13 protein-coding genes are annotated in these 13,659 nt (G+C 71.9%); 7 read left to right on the top strand and 6 right to left on the bottom strand.

Annotated elements, in window-relative coordinates; translation table 11 throughout:
* Positions 1–2: 2 nt before the first annotated feature.
* A complete protein-coding gene (locus JWR33_RS01170) occupies positions 3–986 on the bottom strand; it encodes an aldo/keto reductase (protein WP_297408651.1) in 984 nt (327 codons plus the stop codon).
* Between the two features lie 160 nt (positions 987–1,146).
* Between JWR33_RS01170 and JWR33_RS01175 the strand changes: the two genes are divergently transcribed.
* Positions 1,147–2,049, top strand: a complete 903-nt coding sequence (locus JWR33_RS01175; RefSeq protein WP_297408653.1) for a DUF4349 domain-containing protein — start codon at positions 1,147–1,149, stop codon at positions 2,047–2,049.
* A 66-nt stretch (positions 2,050–2,115) separates the two neighbouring features.
* Here the strand turns inward: JWR33_RS01175 and JWR33_RS01180 are convergent, their stop codons facing one another.
* Together JWR33_RS01180 and JWR33_RS01185 are read right to left on the bottom strand one after the other, a co-directional pair.
* Entirely contained in the window at positions 2,116–2,940 is an 825-nt protein-coding gene (locus JWR33_RS01180) for a hypothetical protein (protein ID WP_297408655.1), read from the bottom strand.
* A 93-nt stretch (positions 2,941–3,033) separates the two neighbouring features.
* Positions 3,034–3,456, bottom strand: coding sequence for a pilus assembly protein CpaE (locus JWR33_RS01185; RefSeq protein WP_297408743.1), 423 nt, complete (start codon positions 3,454–3,456; stop codon positions 3,034–3,036).
* 65 nt (positions 3,457–3,521) lie between these two features.
* Between JWR33_RS01185 and JWR33_RS01190 the strand changes: the two genes are divergently transcribed.
* The 3 genes from JWR33_RS01190 (at position 3,522) to JWR33_RS01200 (ending at position 8,049) form a co-directional block, all read left to right on the top strand.
* Positions 3,522–4,427, top strand: a complete 906-nt coding sequence (locus tag JWR33_RS01190; RefSeq protein ID WP_297408657.1) for an aldose 1-epimerase family protein — start codon at positions 3,522–3,524, stop codon at positions 4,425–4,427.
* A gap of 203 nt (positions 4,428–4,630) precedes the next feature.
* The gene (locus JWR33_RS01195; protein WP_297408659.1) at positions 4,631–6,061 is read left to right on the top strand and encodes a lipase maturation factor family protein; all 1,431 of its coding nucleotides are present in this window, start codon (positions 4,631–4,633) and stop codon (positions 6,059–6,061) included.
* 137 nt (positions 6,062–6,198) lie between these two features.
* Positions 6,199–8,049 carry a glycoside hydrolase family 15 protein gene (locus JWR33_RS01200; RefSeq protein WP_297408661.1) on the top strand — a complete coding sequence of 617 codons (1,851 nt, stop codon included), beginning with the start codon at positions 6,199–6,201 and terminating at the stop codon, positions 8,047–8,049.
* Positions 8,050–8,053: 4 nt separating this feature from the next.
* On the opposite strand, the gene JWR33_RS01205 is transcribed toward JWR33_RS01200, so the two are convergent.
* The gene (locus JWR33_RS01205) at positions 8,054–9,409 is read right to left on the bottom strand and encodes a glucose-6-phosphate dehydrogenase (protein ID WP_297408663.1); all 1,356 of its coding nucleotides are present in this window, start codon (positions 9,407–9,409) and stop codon (positions 8,054–8,056) included.
* A gap of 155 nt (positions 9,410–9,564) precedes the next feature.
* Between JWR33_RS01205 and JWR33_RS01210 the strand changes: the two genes are divergently transcribed.
* Positions 9,565–11,346 (top strand): thiamine pyrophosphate-requiring protein, encoded by a 1,782-nt coding sequence (locus JWR33_RS01210; protein ID WP_297408665.1) that lies wholly within the window; start codon positions 9,565–9,567, stop codon positions 11,344–11,346.
* Positions 11,347–11,356: 10 nt separating this feature from the next.
* Here JWR33_RS01210 and JWR33_RS01215 read toward each other — a convergent pair whose 3' ends face one another.
* Together JWR33_RS01215 and JWR33_RS01220 are read right to left on the bottom strand one after the other, a co-directional pair.
* Positions 11,357–11,932: a mismatch-specific DNA-glycosylase gene (locus JWR33_RS01215; protein WP_297408667.1), complete on the bottom strand. Its 576-nt coding sequence runs from the start codon at positions 11,930–11,932 to the stop codon at positions 11,357–11,359.
* A gap of 19 nt (positions 11,933–11,951) precedes the next feature.
* Positions 11,952–12,986, bottom strand: coding sequence for an NAD-dependent epimerase/dehydratase family protein (locus tag JWR33_RS01220; protein WP_297408669.1), 1,035 nt, complete (start codon positions 12,984–12,986; stop codon positions 11,952–11,954).
* A 112-nt stretch (positions 12,987–13,098) separates the two neighbouring features.
* Between JWR33_RS01220 and JWR33_RS01225 the strand changes: the two genes are divergently transcribed.
* Positions 13,099–13,395: a DUF503 domain-containing protein gene (locus tag JWR33_RS01225; protein WP_297408671.1), complete on the top strand. Its 297-nt coding sequence runs from the start codon at positions 13,099–13,101 to the stop codon at positions 13,393–13,395.
* Positions 13,388–13,528 (top strand): hypothetical protein, encoded by a 141-nt coding sequence (locus JWR33_RS01230; RefSeq protein WP_297408673.1) that lies wholly within the window; start codon positions 13,388–13,390, stop codon positions 13,526–13,528. Before JWR33_RS01225 ends, JWR33_RS01230 begins: the two co-directional genes overlap by 8 nt.
* The last annotated feature ends 131 nt before the right edge of the window (positions 13,529–13,659 follow it).

Here is a 13,659-nt window from a genome sequence, read left to right on the forward strand (position 1 = left end):
GCCTACCAGCGTCCGTGCACGGCGGCGCGGAAGTGCCGATCGTAGATGTCGGCGACCGCGATGCGGAAGTCCTCACCCAGGTCGGGGACGGATCCCGCCGCCGCGTTCGCCCGCGCCTGCTCGGCGTTGCGCGCGCCCGGGATGACGGTGCTCACGCCCTCCAGCTGAGCGATCCAGGCCAGCGCCGCCTGCGCGGCCGTGAGCCCCTCCGGCGCGAGGGCGGCGAACGCCCGAGCGGCGCTGATCCCTGTCGCGAAGTCGACGCCGGCGAAGGTCTCCCCCACGTCGAAGGCTTCGCCGCTCCGGTTGTAGGTGCGGTGGTCGTTCTCCGCGAACGTCGTGCGCTCCGTGTACTTGGCGCTGAGCAGGCCGGAGGCGAGCGGGACACGGGCGATGATGCCCACCCCGGCCGCGGCGGCCGCGGGCAGCACCTCGTCGAGCGGCTTCAGCCGGAACGCGTTGAGGATGATCTGCACGGTCGCGGTGCCCGGCCGAGCGATCGCGGTGAGCGCTTGGCTCGTCTCCTCGACGCTCACGCCGTACGCGGCGATGGCGCCGTCCGCGACCAGGGTGTCGAGGGCGTCGAAGACCTCGTCCGAGAGGTACACCGCGGTGGGCGGGCAGTGCAGCTGCACGAGGTCGAGGGTGTCGACGCCGAGGTTCTTGCGGGAGCGATCGGTCCAGGCGCGGAAGTTCTCGAGGACGTAGTTCTCGGGCAGCTGGTCGACGCGACGCCCCATCTTGGTGCCCACCGTGAGGCCTGCTTCCGGGTTCGCGGCCACGAACTCGCCGACGAACCGCTCACTGCGGCCGTCGCCGTAGACGTCCGCGGTGTCGTAGAAGGTGACGCCCGACTCGAGCGACGCGTCGAGGACCTTCCGGGCATCCGCCGGGGTCACATCTCCCCAGTCGGCACCGAGCTGCCAAGTGCCGAGCCCGATCACCGAGACGGTGCGGCCGGTCCTGCCGAGGATGCGGGTGTCCATGGTTCTCCTTGTCCTCGACCGGCGGCGCGGTCGGTGTCCGGCGCCGAGCGCGCCTTCCTCCTTTCTACCCGCTCCGCCGGACCTCGGATCGCGGGAGCGAATCGGTAACGATCACCGGCAACCGAACACGAGGGATGCTCGCAGTTCTACTGTCGGCCACATGACTCGTCGACTCCGCTGCATCGCCGCGGCTGCGCTCGTGCTCGGCCTCGCCGGCTGCTCCTCGGTGGGTGCCGGAGGCAGCAGCTCAGGGGCGGACGGCGGCGGGGCCGGCGAGCCGGGCGTGGCCCAGCCCGGGGTCGTGCAGCCGGGCGCCGCGGGCGGCGAGGACAGCGGCCGACGCGACGTCATCGTCACGGGCGAGCTCAGCGTCATCTCGCCGGATCCGCTGAAGGCGGCCGACGACGCCCGGAAGATCGTGCAGGCGGCGGGCGGCCGGCTGGACGGCGTGACGAAGCAGCCGGCGAACGACTTCCAGGACGCGAGCGCTCAGCTCATCACGCGCATTCCCACCGATCGCCTCGACGCGACCCTCTCGCAGCTGCAGGATCTCGGTGAGGTGGGCTCCCTGACGACCTCGTCGTCCGACGTGACGCAGGTCACGACCGACCTCGATGCGCGGATCTCGAGCCTTCAGGCGTCCGTCGGACGTCTCCGTGACCTGATCGGCAGCGCCGCGGACACCGCGGACCTGATCGCGATCGAGAAGGCGCTGAGCGACAGGGAGGCCGAGCTGGAGAGCCTCACCGCTCAGCGGAACCGGCTGGGCGACCAGGTGGACTACGCGACCATCACGGTCTCGTTCACGACACCCGCCGCCGCTCCCGATTCGGCGCCCACCGACTTCTGGGGGGCGGTCGCCGCGGGGTTCGGAGCGCTGATGGCGGCCCTGACCGCGGCAGGCCTCGCGTTCGGCGCGGCCCTTCCCTGGCTGATCTTCCTCGGTCTGCTGGCGCTGCTGGTGCTTCTGGCCGTCCGCCTGCTCCGCGGCGCTTCCCGGCGTGCGCGGTCCGTCCCTCCCGGCGCCGACCTGCCAGAAAATCCCGTTGTCCGGTCCCGATAGACGGGATTCTGTGGCGCGTCGCGCCCACCCGCGGACCGCCGCCGGGGCCGATCGGAGGGCAGGGGGCTAGAGCAGGTGGCGGGGAACCCGGCGGCGGCGCACGATGACCGCGGCCACGCCGCAGCCGGCACTGGCGGCCGTCATCGCCACGATGAGCGCCAGCAGACCCGAGTCGCTCGGGGAGGGAAGAGGGGCGCCCTCTGCGCTCGTCTCGGTCGCCAGAAGTCGCGTGTTCGGCTCGACGACGGCGGGGACCGCGGACTTGGCTTCCTCGATCGCCTGGGTGGCCGCCGTCGCCTGCAGGCTGGTCAGCGCCGGCCCCTTCGGAGCCACGGCCACCTTCGGTGCCGCCGTCACGACGGGCGCGGACGAGGAGGCGTCGGTCGCACTCGACGGCGCATCACGGGACCCGGAACTGGTCGCCGATGCGGAACCCGAGGGGTCCGACTTCGTGGCGGGCTTCGAGGTCTCGGGCTGGCTGGCGCTCGGCTGCGACCCGCTCGGCTTCGCCGGCGCGGTCGCCGGCTTCGGCGCGGTCGCCGGCTTCGGCGCGGTCGGGGTGGTGGCGGGAGGCTCGGACGTCTCGGACGGGGGCGCGGGGTCGGTCGCCGCCGGGGGCGGCCCCTGCGCAGGAGGAGGAGGGTCCCCGGCGGGGGGCGTCGTGTCGGCGGGTGCGGGAGTCGTCGGCACCGGGTCGGGGTCCGGGATGGCGGGCGGGTCCACAGGGGGGCAGGAGGGATCCAGCGGCAGCGCAGCGCAGTCGACCGGGAGGTCGACGACGCTGGTCACATGCATGCCCAGTGCGACGGCGCTCCCGGCGCCGGCTCCCACAAGCCCCCCGGCGAGGGCGACGCTCACGGCGACGCGCGCGAACACAGATCCCCCGCGCACTCGACCCCCAGCCTGTCGTCCTCGTCCCCCCGGCACGATCACCTATCCTGCGCGAACTCCTCGCGACTCGCCAGACCGAAGCCCGAATGTCCCTCACTCGAAGGCAGACCCGGCCACGAGGGTCAGCAGCGCTTCGGCGTACGCATCGTCCGCGCTCTCGGCCGAGAACGTCAGCGCCTCGCCGCGGAGCACGATGTCGACCTCGAACACCTCCGCCTCATCCGTGCCCGCGCGCCGCAGCGCCCGGAATGTGGCACGCAGCAGCTCGCGCAGCTGGTCCTCGCGCGGCAGCCAGAGGGCGTCGTCCATGGCGACCGAGTCGAGTGCCCACTCCGTGGTGCCGTTGAAGCCGAGGATGGTGCCGGTCGGGTAGCTGTGCGCTTCCACGGTCATCTCGCTGATCGTGAACACGTCGCCGAGCGTCTCCGCCAGATCGAGGCTGAACCGGTCGCCCGATGCAGGCTTCCAGCGCAGGCCTGCCGTTCGGAGGGCACGGGCGAGCGGCACGGAGATCACCGGGTCATTATCGGCGCTCATCCTGTCCGGTGCAGAGGCGAGGCGTTCAGGGAGAGAATTCCAGGGTGACCCCTCTCTCCGGCATCCAGTCCAGCATCGAGTCCGGCGACTACACCGCCGACATCGCCAGCATCGGCTCCACCCTGCGCACCCTTCGGCACAAGGGGCGCGACCTCGTGCGGGCGTTCGACGAGAACGAGGTGCGGCCCCGCTACCTGGGTGCCACGCTCGTCCCCTGGCCGAACCGGGTGGTCGATGGCCGGTACAGCTTCGCGGGCGAGAACCAGCAGCTGGCCATCACCGAGCCCGAGCGCGGGCACGCCCTGCACGGTCTCGCGGTCTGGCTCGACTGGGCGGTGGTCGAGCAGACCGGCGATTCGGTCACGCTCGCCGTCACCGTGCCACCCCAGAGCGGCTACCCGCACCGGGTGCAGGTGAGCGTGCGCTACCGGCTCGACGAGCAGGGCCTGGAGTGCGCCATGACCGCGACCAACACCGGTGAATCCCCTGCGCCCTTCGGCACGGCGGCCCACCCCTACCTGGTGGCAGGCGACGGCCTCATCGACGACTGGACGCTGCTCCTGCCGGCGGCCGAGGTCCTCGAGGTGGATGAGCGGCTCTCGCCGGTCGCGCTCGTGCCGGTCCCGGAGAAGCTGGACTTCCGGACGGAACGGCCGATCGGCGACACCCGGATGGACCACGCCTTCACTGCGCTCGAACGCGGAGCGGACGGCCGCGCTGTCGTCCACGCGACCGCTCCCTCGGGCACCGGCGTCGCACTGAGCTGGGGCCCCGAATACTCCTGGGTCCAGGTCTTCACGTCCGACCTTCCTGACCCGGGGCTGAACCGCCGGGCCATCGCGGTGGAGGCGATGACCTGCCCGCCCGACGCGTTCAACTCGGGCACGGATCTCCTGATCCTCCAGCCGGGGGCGAGCTTCACGGGATCCTGGCGGATCAGCGCGCTCTGAGTCCGGCCGCCGTCCCACGGCAGGATGCCGTCGCGCGAGAAGAGGAGCCGTCATGGCAGTCACCGACGTCAGCGAGGCGCTCGCCGGCTCCTGACCGCGAGCCTCCGCTCGGCGCTGCTCTCAGCCTGCCCGGATCCAGTGCCCACTCTCGTGCGCGGGTCAACTCCCTTCCGCGGACCCCCGGTGCGGCCTAGCGTCCGAGCATGGAGTGGTTCTCGGCCACGGACTACGACTTCGCCCGGCAGGTCCTGCAGCGAGGCGTCGCGGCCGTCTTCCTGATCGCCTTCCTCTCCACGGCGGCGCAGTTCCCTGCGCTCCTCGGCGAGCACGGCCTGCTGCCGGTGCCCCGCCTCCTGGCCAGGGCCGGCACGACCCTCGGGCCGACGCTGTTCCGGTGGCGCTACTCCGACCGCCTGCTCCGGATCGTCGCGTGCACGGGAGCCGGCATCGCGGTCCTGCTGGTCGCCGGACTGCCGCAGCTCGGCCCTCCGTGGGTGCCGCTCCTCGCGTTCCTCGCCCTCTGGGGCCTGTACCTGTCGATCGTCGACGTCGGCCAGACGTTCTACGGCTTCGGCTGGGAGACGCTCCTGCTCGAGGCGGGATTCACGGTCGCCTTCCTCGGCTCCGACCAGGTGCCGCCCCCGACGACGATCCTGCTTCTCCTCGCCTGGCTGGTCTTCCGCCTCGAGTTCGGTGCCGGGCTCATCAAGGTGCGCGGCGACGAGGCCTGGCGCGACCTGACCGCGCTCTACTACCACCACGAGACCCAGCCGATGCCGAACATGATGAGCAGGTCCGCCCACCTGCTGCCGGCGCCCGTGCACCGCCTCGAGGTGCTCGGCAATCACATCACCCAGCTGATCGTGCCGTTCTTCCTGTTCGCACCCCAGCCGATCGCCAGCGTCGCCGGCCTGATCGTGGTCCTGACCCAGCTGTGGCTCGTGGTCAGCGGCAACTTCGCCTGGCTGAACGCGCTCACGATGATCCTCGCCTTCTCGGTCGTCAGCGACAGCGTGATCGAGGCCCTGCTCCCGATCGGCCGCATCGGCTTCGCCGAGCCGGTTCCGCTGCCCCTGTACTGGCTCGTCGTCACCCTTCTCGTCACCGGTCTGCTCGTGCTGCTGAGCTGGTGGCCCGCGCGCAACCTGCTGTCCCGCAACCAGCTGATGAACGCGAGCTTCAACCGCTGGCACCTCGTCAACGCCTACGGCGCGTTCGGCAGCGTCACCCGGCGCCGCTACGAGGTGATCGTGGAGGGCGCGGACGCCGCGCGTCCCCGCGAGGACGACTGGCAGGAGTACGAGTTCAAGGGCAAGCCGGGCGATCCGCACCGCATGCCCCGCCAGTTCGCGCCCTACCACCTGCGCCTCGACTGGCTGATGTGGTTCCTGCCGCTCGGCGGCGACAGCCGCTGGTTCACCGTCTTCCTGCGCAAGCTGCTCGAAGCGGACCCGGCCGTGCTGCGCCTGCTGCGCAGGGATCCGTTCGCCGGCGCCCCCCCGCGCTGGATCCGTGCGCGCCTGTTCAGCTACCGGTTCACGACCCGGGCCGAGAAGCGCGACACCGGGGACTGGTGGGTGCGGGAACCGGTGCAGACGGTCGTCCGGCCGATCCGCCTGCAGGACGTGGCCTGATCCGCAGCAGCGGCTGGCCCTACCGGAGCCCTAGAGCGTCGGGCACGGTCGGCGCAACGAGTGGTGGACATCCATCTTCGCGGCCTAGCGTCGGACACCGGTGATGCCCCGGAAGGCCGCCCGCGAGAGGATCTGCGATGCCCGCCCCCACGACTCCGATCGAGGACTACGCCATCATCGGCGACTGCCACACCGCTGCGCTCATCTCCCGCGGCGGCTCCATGGACTGGCTCTGCATGCCCCGGTTCGACGCCCCATCCCTGTTCGGCGCTCTTCTCGACAGCGCCGAGGCGGGGCACTGGAGCCTCGCCCCCACCGACGAGGCGGCGACGGTGCAGCGCGCCTACCTCCCCGGCACCTTCGTGCTGCGATCGGTGTGGCGAACGGCCGGCGGCGAGGCGGAGGTCCTCGAGTTCATGCCGATGCTGGACCGTCGCGCCAACATCGTCCGCCGTGTCAGGGGACTGTCGGGCACGGTCGAGTTCAGGGAGCGGATCCGGATCCGCTTCGCCTACGGCGAGGCGGTCCCCTGGGTGCGCCAGATCCCGTACCACGGCGGCAACGCACTGGTCGCCACCGCGGGTCCGGACGCGGTGGTCGTGCGCGGGCCCCGCCTCACGGCCTCGGGCCTCGCGCACTCGGCCACCTTCGCCGTCGGCGAGGGCGACACGGTGGACCTGGTCCTCACCTGGTATCCGTCGCATCGGGAGCCGCCCGCTCCCGTCGACGTCGACAAGGGGCTCGAGCGCACCACCCGCTGGTGGACGGACTGGGCGGCGCGCAGCGAGCCGCCGTCGCCGTTCGACGAGGCGGTGCAGCGGTCACTGCTCGTGCTGCGGGCGCTCACCCACGAGGACACGGGCGGGATCGTCGCCGCGGCGACCACGAGCCTCCCCGAGTCGGCGGGCGGCGAGCGCAACTGGGACTACCGCTACGTGTGGCTGCGGGACGCAGCTCTCACCATCGAGGTCCTGATGACCCACGGGTACCGCGAGGAGGCCGAGAAGTGGCGCACCTGGCTGCTGCGCGCCATCGCCGGGGACCCGGCCGACGTGCAGATCATGTACGGCATCGGCGGCGAGCGCCGGCTGGCGGAGTACGAGCTGCCCCACCTGAGCGGGCACGGCGGAGCGGTCCCCGTCAGGGTCGGCAACGCCGCCTACCTGCAGCGCCAGTGGGACATCTTCGGCGAGGTGATGATCGCCCTGCACTCCGCCCGCAAGGCCGGCATGGACGAGTCCCGGTTCTCCTGGCCGCTGCAGCGAGCGCTGCTCGGCTTCCTGGAGCAGAACTGGGAGCAGCCGGACCGCGGCATCTGGGAGATCCGCGGCCAGGAGCAGCACTTCACGCACTCCCGGGCCATGGTGTGGGCCGCCTTCGATCGGGCGGTGCGCGGCGTTCGCGAGTTCGGACTCGACGGGCCGGTCGAGCGCTGGGAGACACTCCGCGACCGGGTGCGCGACGAGATCTACGAACGGGGCTTCGACACCGAGCGGAACACCTTCGTGCAGCACTACGGGGCGCCGGGAGTGGACGCCGCCCTCCTGCAGCTGCCGCAGATCGGCTTTCTCGCGGCCGACGACCCGAAGATGCTCGGCACGGTGAAGGCGATGGAGGAGGAGCTGATGACCGACGGCCTGCTGCTCCGCTACCGCACCGAGTCAGGAGTGGACGGGCTCTCCGGCACCGAGCATCCGTTCCTCGCCTGCTCGTTCTGGCTGGTGGAGCAGTACGCCGCATCCGGCAGGGTCGACGACGCCCGCCGCCTGATGGAGCGGCTCGTGTCCTTCCGCAACGACGTGGGACTGCTCAGCGAGGAGTACGACACCGGCAACCGCACGCAGATGGGCAACACCCCGCAGGCGCTGTCGCACCTCACGCTGGTGCGCGCGGCCGATGCGATCGCGGCGGCGGAGCGGGGCAACGAGGACCGGCTGCCGTTCGTGCGCGGCAAGGACGAGGACCGTCAGCAGGACGACCGGTCCTGACGCCTCACCAGCCTTCGGGCCCGGCGGAGCCGGCCGGATACTCCTCGAGCGGCACCCTGTTCGCGCGCCAGGCGTCGAGCACCGGGGTGACGATGCGCCAGCACTCCTCGGCGATGTCGCCGCGGACCGACAGCAGGGGGTCGCCGTCGAGGATCCCGCGCAGGACCTGCCCATAGGGCAGCAGCTCCCCCTTGGGCTCCTGGGCCTCCAGCCGCGCCTGCTCGAGGCGGAAGGGATCCCCGGTCCCGTTGGTGGTGAGCTCGAGCAGCACGCTGCCCGCGAGCAGGTCCAGCACGATGCGATCGGGGTCCGGCGAGCCGGCCAGACCGGGGATCGGCGGGACCGGCTTGAAGACGATGCGGATCTCAGTGGAGTATTCGGCGATCGCCTTGCCGGAGCGCAGCACGAAGGGCACTCCCCGCCAGCGCTGCGTGTTCACCTCGAAGGTGACCTGGGCGAGGGTCTCGGTCTCCCTGCTGCGATCGACGCCCTCCTCGTCGGCGTAGGACGGAAGCTTCCGCCCCTTCACCGTCCCCGCGCTGTAGCGGGCCCGGTGGCTCGCGGCCACCGGGTCGTCCTTCCAGACCCGGGTGTTGCGCAGCACCTGCGCCGCATTGGAGCGGAGCTCGCGCTCGTCCACGCGGGGAGGAGCCTCCATGGCGACGAGGGCGAGAACCTCGAGCAGATGGCTCTGCAGCATGTCGACCAGGGCGCCCGCCGAGTCGTAGTAGCCGCCACGCCCCTCCAGGCCGAGCGTCTCATCGAACACGATCTCCACCCGGTCGATCGTGCCGGCGTTCCAGACCGGTTCCAGCAGCTGGTTGGTGAAGCGCAGCCCGAGGATGTTGAGCACGGTGGACATGCCGAGGAAGTGGTCGATCCGGTAGACGTCCTCCTCGGGAAGGACCCGGGAGATGAGGCGGTTGAGCTTGCGGGCGCTCGCCAGGTCGACGCCGAACGGCTTCTCCAGGGCGAGCCGGGTGCCCTCCGGCAGGTCGAGGTGCGCGAGCGCCGCGCACACCTTGGCGGTGACGGCGGGCGGCAGGGCGAAGTAGATCACCGGGGCGCCGTCGCACGCGTTCAGCAGCTCCTGCAGCTGGTCCGCGTCGGTGGCGTCGGCGGTGATCCAGCGCGACGGCGGCAGCGGCTGGTCCCCATCCGCGTGCTCCTGCCCCTCCGCGAAGGAGTCGCGGATCACCTGGGCCCACTCCTCGTCGCTGCGCTCGCCGATTCCCGAGCCGATCACCTGCACGTCGTAGTCGTATCGGGCGAGCAGGCTGGCGAGCCCCGGAAGCAGCAGTCGTTTGGTCAGGTCGCCTCCCGCCCCGAGGATGAGCACCGTCACCTTGTCCGCAGTCATGCCTCGAAGCGTACGAACCCGGACGCTGCCGGGGCGAGGCGTTGACTTCTCCCGCCGACCCGGGCATCGGCGCGCTCAGCGCAGCGCTGTCAAGGCCTGCGGCCGCCGGTCCGCCCGGTGCGAGGGTGGGAGGGCGAGCAGGAAGCGAGGTCCCGATGACCGACAGGACGGTGTCCGACCAGATGGTCGAGAGGCTCCGCGAGTGGGGCGTGCGGCGCATCTTCGGCTACAGCGGGGACGGCATCAACGGCTTCCTGAAGGCGCTGCAGGACGCCGACGGCGCGATCGAGTTCGTGCAGGCCCGGCACGAGGAGAACGCCGCCTTCATGGCGGTCGGCCATGCCAAGTACACCGGAACGGTGGGAGTGGTCACCTCCACCCAGGGGCCGGGTGCCATCCATCTCCTCAACGGGCTCTACGACGCGAAGCTGGACGGGGTGCCGGTGGTCGCGATCGTGGGCCAGCAGAGCCGCAGCGCGCTCGGCGCGGGGTACATGCAGGAGGTCAACCTGCTCCAGCTGTTCTCCGATGTGGCCGCTCAGTATGCGCAGCTCGTGTCGACTCCGGAGCAGCTGCCCTCGGTGCTCGATCGGGCGATCCGCACCGCCCTCGCCACCCGCTCCCCCACCGTGGTGATCGTGCCGCACGACATCCAGAAGGCCGCTGCGGTCGAGCTGGAGGCGTCGCACGGCATCGTGGCGACCGCCGCGGAGTACACCGCCCCGGTGGTCGTGCCCCAGGCGGCGGACCTCCGTGCCGCCGCCGCCGTGCTGACGAGCGGCTCCAAGGTGGCCTTCCTCGTCGGCCAGGGCGCCCGCTCGGCCTCCGCCGAGGTCCTCGCGCTGGCCGAGAAGCTCGGCGCGGGCGTTGCGACGAGCCTCCTCGGCAAGCCGTGGCTCGACGAGACCCTCCCCTTCGTGGTCGGCACCATGGGTCACCTGGGCACCACCGCGAGCGCGTTCCTGCTGGGCGAGTGCGACACGCTCCTCCTCGTCGGGACGAACGACCCGTGGACCGAGTTCTATCCCCCGCTCGGCCAGGCGAGGGCAGTGCAGATCGATCTCGACGGTCGCTCCCTCGGCAACCGCTTCCCGATCGAGGTGGGCCTCGTCGGCGACGCGGCCCGCACCCTGAGCGCACTGCTCGACCTCGTCGAGGAGCAGCAGGATCGGGGCTGGCGGAAGCAGGTGGAGGCCCAGGTCCGCCGGTGGGAGGAGATAGCGCAGCGGCGGGCGAAGGTTCCGGGCGAGCCGCTCAACCCCGAGCTCGTGCTGCGCGAGCTGACCGGCCGGCTGCCCGACAGCGCGCAGGTCGCCGTCGACGTGGGCAGCGTCGTGTACTGGTACGCCCGGCAGCTCCGGCTTCCGCTCGGCGTGCCCGCGCATCTGTCCGGCACGCTCGCCTCGATGGGCTGCGGCGTGCCGTACGGGATCGCGGCCAAGCTCGCCGCTGCGGACCGACCGGTCGTCGTGCTCGCCGGGGACGGCGCGATGCAGATGACCGGCGTCGCGGAGCTGATCACGGTCGCCCGCCTCTGGCCCGGATGGGCCGACCCGCGCTTCGTCGTCTGTGTGCTCAACAACGGTGATCTGGCGGAGGTCAGCTGGGAGCAGCGCGAGATGGAGGGCGCTCCCCGGTTCCCTCCCAGCCAGGCCCTTCCGGACTTCCCCTTCGCCCGGTACGCGGACCTGCTGGGAATGACCGGCATCCGGGTGCAGCGATCGGAGGACATCGGCCCCGCGTGGGATGCGGCGCTCACCGCCGACCGTCCGGTCGTGCTCGAGTTCCTCACCGACCCTTCGATCCCGCTGCTGCCGCCGTTCCCCGCCGGAAAGGAGAAGCTCGAGCAGATGCGCTCGAGCCTCGCCCAGGAGGGCGCCGACGGCGAGCGCGCGCGGCGTCTCCTCGACGAGTACGCGAGGCACGAGGAGAGCTGAGCGAGCCGCCTCAGTCCGTCGGCGGGAGGAGGCCGGCCGCGCGAGCGGGAGCCGCATAGGCTGCGGCGAGCGAGGTCACCGTGTCGTGCGCGTTGAGGCCGCTCGGGTTCGGCACCACCCAGAGAGCCGCACCTTCGAGGTTCTCGGGCTGGCGTCCCGCCCGCGCCTTCGGCAGCCCGAAGGCGACGCGGTAGGCCGTGACTCCCGCCACCGCCACGACCTCCGGCGACCACCTGGACACGGTCCCGTGCAGCCGCTCCGCTCCCTCCCGCAGCTCGGCGGCGGAGAGCTCGTCGGCGCGCACGGTCGCTCGGCGCACCAGGTTGGTGATGCCGATGCCCCGACCGACCAGCTCCGCCCGATCCTCCTGGGTCAGTCCGGCGGCCGGCCGCAGCTCCCGCGAGGTGATGCCCGCCGCGGCAAGGGCCGGATAGAAGCGGTTGCCGGGGCGGGAGAACGGCGCGCCCGTCGCCGCCGTCCACAGGCTCGGGTTGATGCCGACGAAGAGCAGCCGCACACCTGGCGCGACCAGATCCGGCACGACGGCGTCGCGGTATGCCTCGAGTTCTGCCGCGGTGAAGCCCACGTCGCGCCTCCCTCCTGCCCTATGGGGTGGACGTGCCGCCGCGCGCCAGCGGCGGCGACTGGTCGATCGAGTCATGGCGGGAGACCGCCTCGAGCATCTCGGCGAGGGCAGCACGGGCGTCCACACGAGGCGACCACCCGAGCACGCGCCGGGCGCGCTCGGTCGACAGGACCGGGATGTTCGTGGCCAGGTCGATCCACCCCGGATCCATGGCCACGAGCCGAAGCTTCCAGGCCGCCCAGAGCAGGCGACGCGTGGCACCGGCCCGGAACGGCACATGCCGGCCGCCGAGGAGCGACGCGACGAGTTCAGGGGTGACCACCGGCTCCGCCGCGATGTTGAACGCCCCGCCCGCCCGCCGCTCGAGGGAGCGCCAGAAGGCGTCGGCGAGGTCCGAGGCGTGCACCACCTGCGCGATCGTGGTGCTGGGCAGGGGCACGATGGGCACCCGTACCCGGGTGATCCAGCCGGTGGGGAACCAGCGGCCGAGGAACAGCCGGCGGATGCCCTCTGCGGCGGGGGCCTGCATCACGAGGCCGGGCCGAAGCCGCGTCAGGATGACGCCGGGATGCCGCACCTCGAAGGCGTCGAGCACCCGCTCCATCGCCGCCTTCTCCCGCGCATAGTGCGAGGTGTGCACGCCGCCCGTCGGCCAGGTCTCGTCCACCCTGATGCTCTTGGGCGCCGCACTGTAGGCGCCGACGGAGGACGCGCAGGCCACCTGAGTCACTCCCGCCGCGGCGGCGGCGTCCAGCACATGGCGGGTTCCCGTGACGTTGGTGCGCCACATGGTGGCCTCGTCCCGGTTGGGCTGCAGCAGCCAGGCGAGCAGGATCACGGCGTCCGCTCCCGCGAAGGCGGGCGTCAGGCGTTCGACGGCCTCCGGCGCACCGACGTCGACGGCATGCCAGCGGAGTCCCGCATAGGGGCCGCCACCGGTGTTCGGCGGGCGGCGTGAGACGCCGACGATCTCAGTGACCTCCGGCGCCTGGCGCAGCCGCTCGATCACCGCCGTGCCCACATTGCCGCTGCCGCCGACCACCACGACTCTCATCCGCCGCCCTCCGTCGAATCCACCGTACCGACGCCCCCGTCGGCAGCCACGGCGCTCCCGGCGCATGCCCAGCCCGGCGCGCGCGGCTGCCAGTGCGTGGCACGCTGAACGGGTGTGGATCGGCTGGATGGAATTCGACCTCCTGCTCGGCGACGTGCACTCCCTCAAGGAGAAGCGGGCTGTCGTGCGCCCGATCGTCGCAGAGCTGCGGCGCACCTTCGCCCTCTCCGCCGCCGAGGTGGGCGACCAGGACCTGCACCGGCGGTCGTCCGTCGGGGTCGCGGCGGTGGCGGCAGACGCGGCGCACCTGATCGAGGTGCTCGACACGGTGGAGCGCTTCGTCGCCGACCGGCCCGAGATCGAGCTGCTGTCTGCTCGGCGCCGGATGCGAAGCTCCGACGATGACTGAGGTCAGCGGCACGCTCCTTCTCGGGTACGACGTGGAGTTCGTCTCCCCGGCCGGCGGTCCGCTGGTGTCGATCGGACCGCACACCTATTCCCACAAGCTGTTCCGCCCTCTGCGCGTCGCGACCGGGAGCTGACGCACCTCGACAGGATCCTCGGAGCGGCGCGTGAGCGAGGGATGTCGATCCGCTCCTGTCCGGAGATGCACGCGGAGCTCGCTGCCGTTCGCAGCGCACGCTCCTGCGCCGGCGAGGCGGAATGCCGTCGC

The organism is Naasia sp. (assembly GCF_025465545.1).
Lineage (GTDB): Bacteria > Actinomycetota > Actinomycetes > Actinomycetales > Microbacteriaceae > Naasia.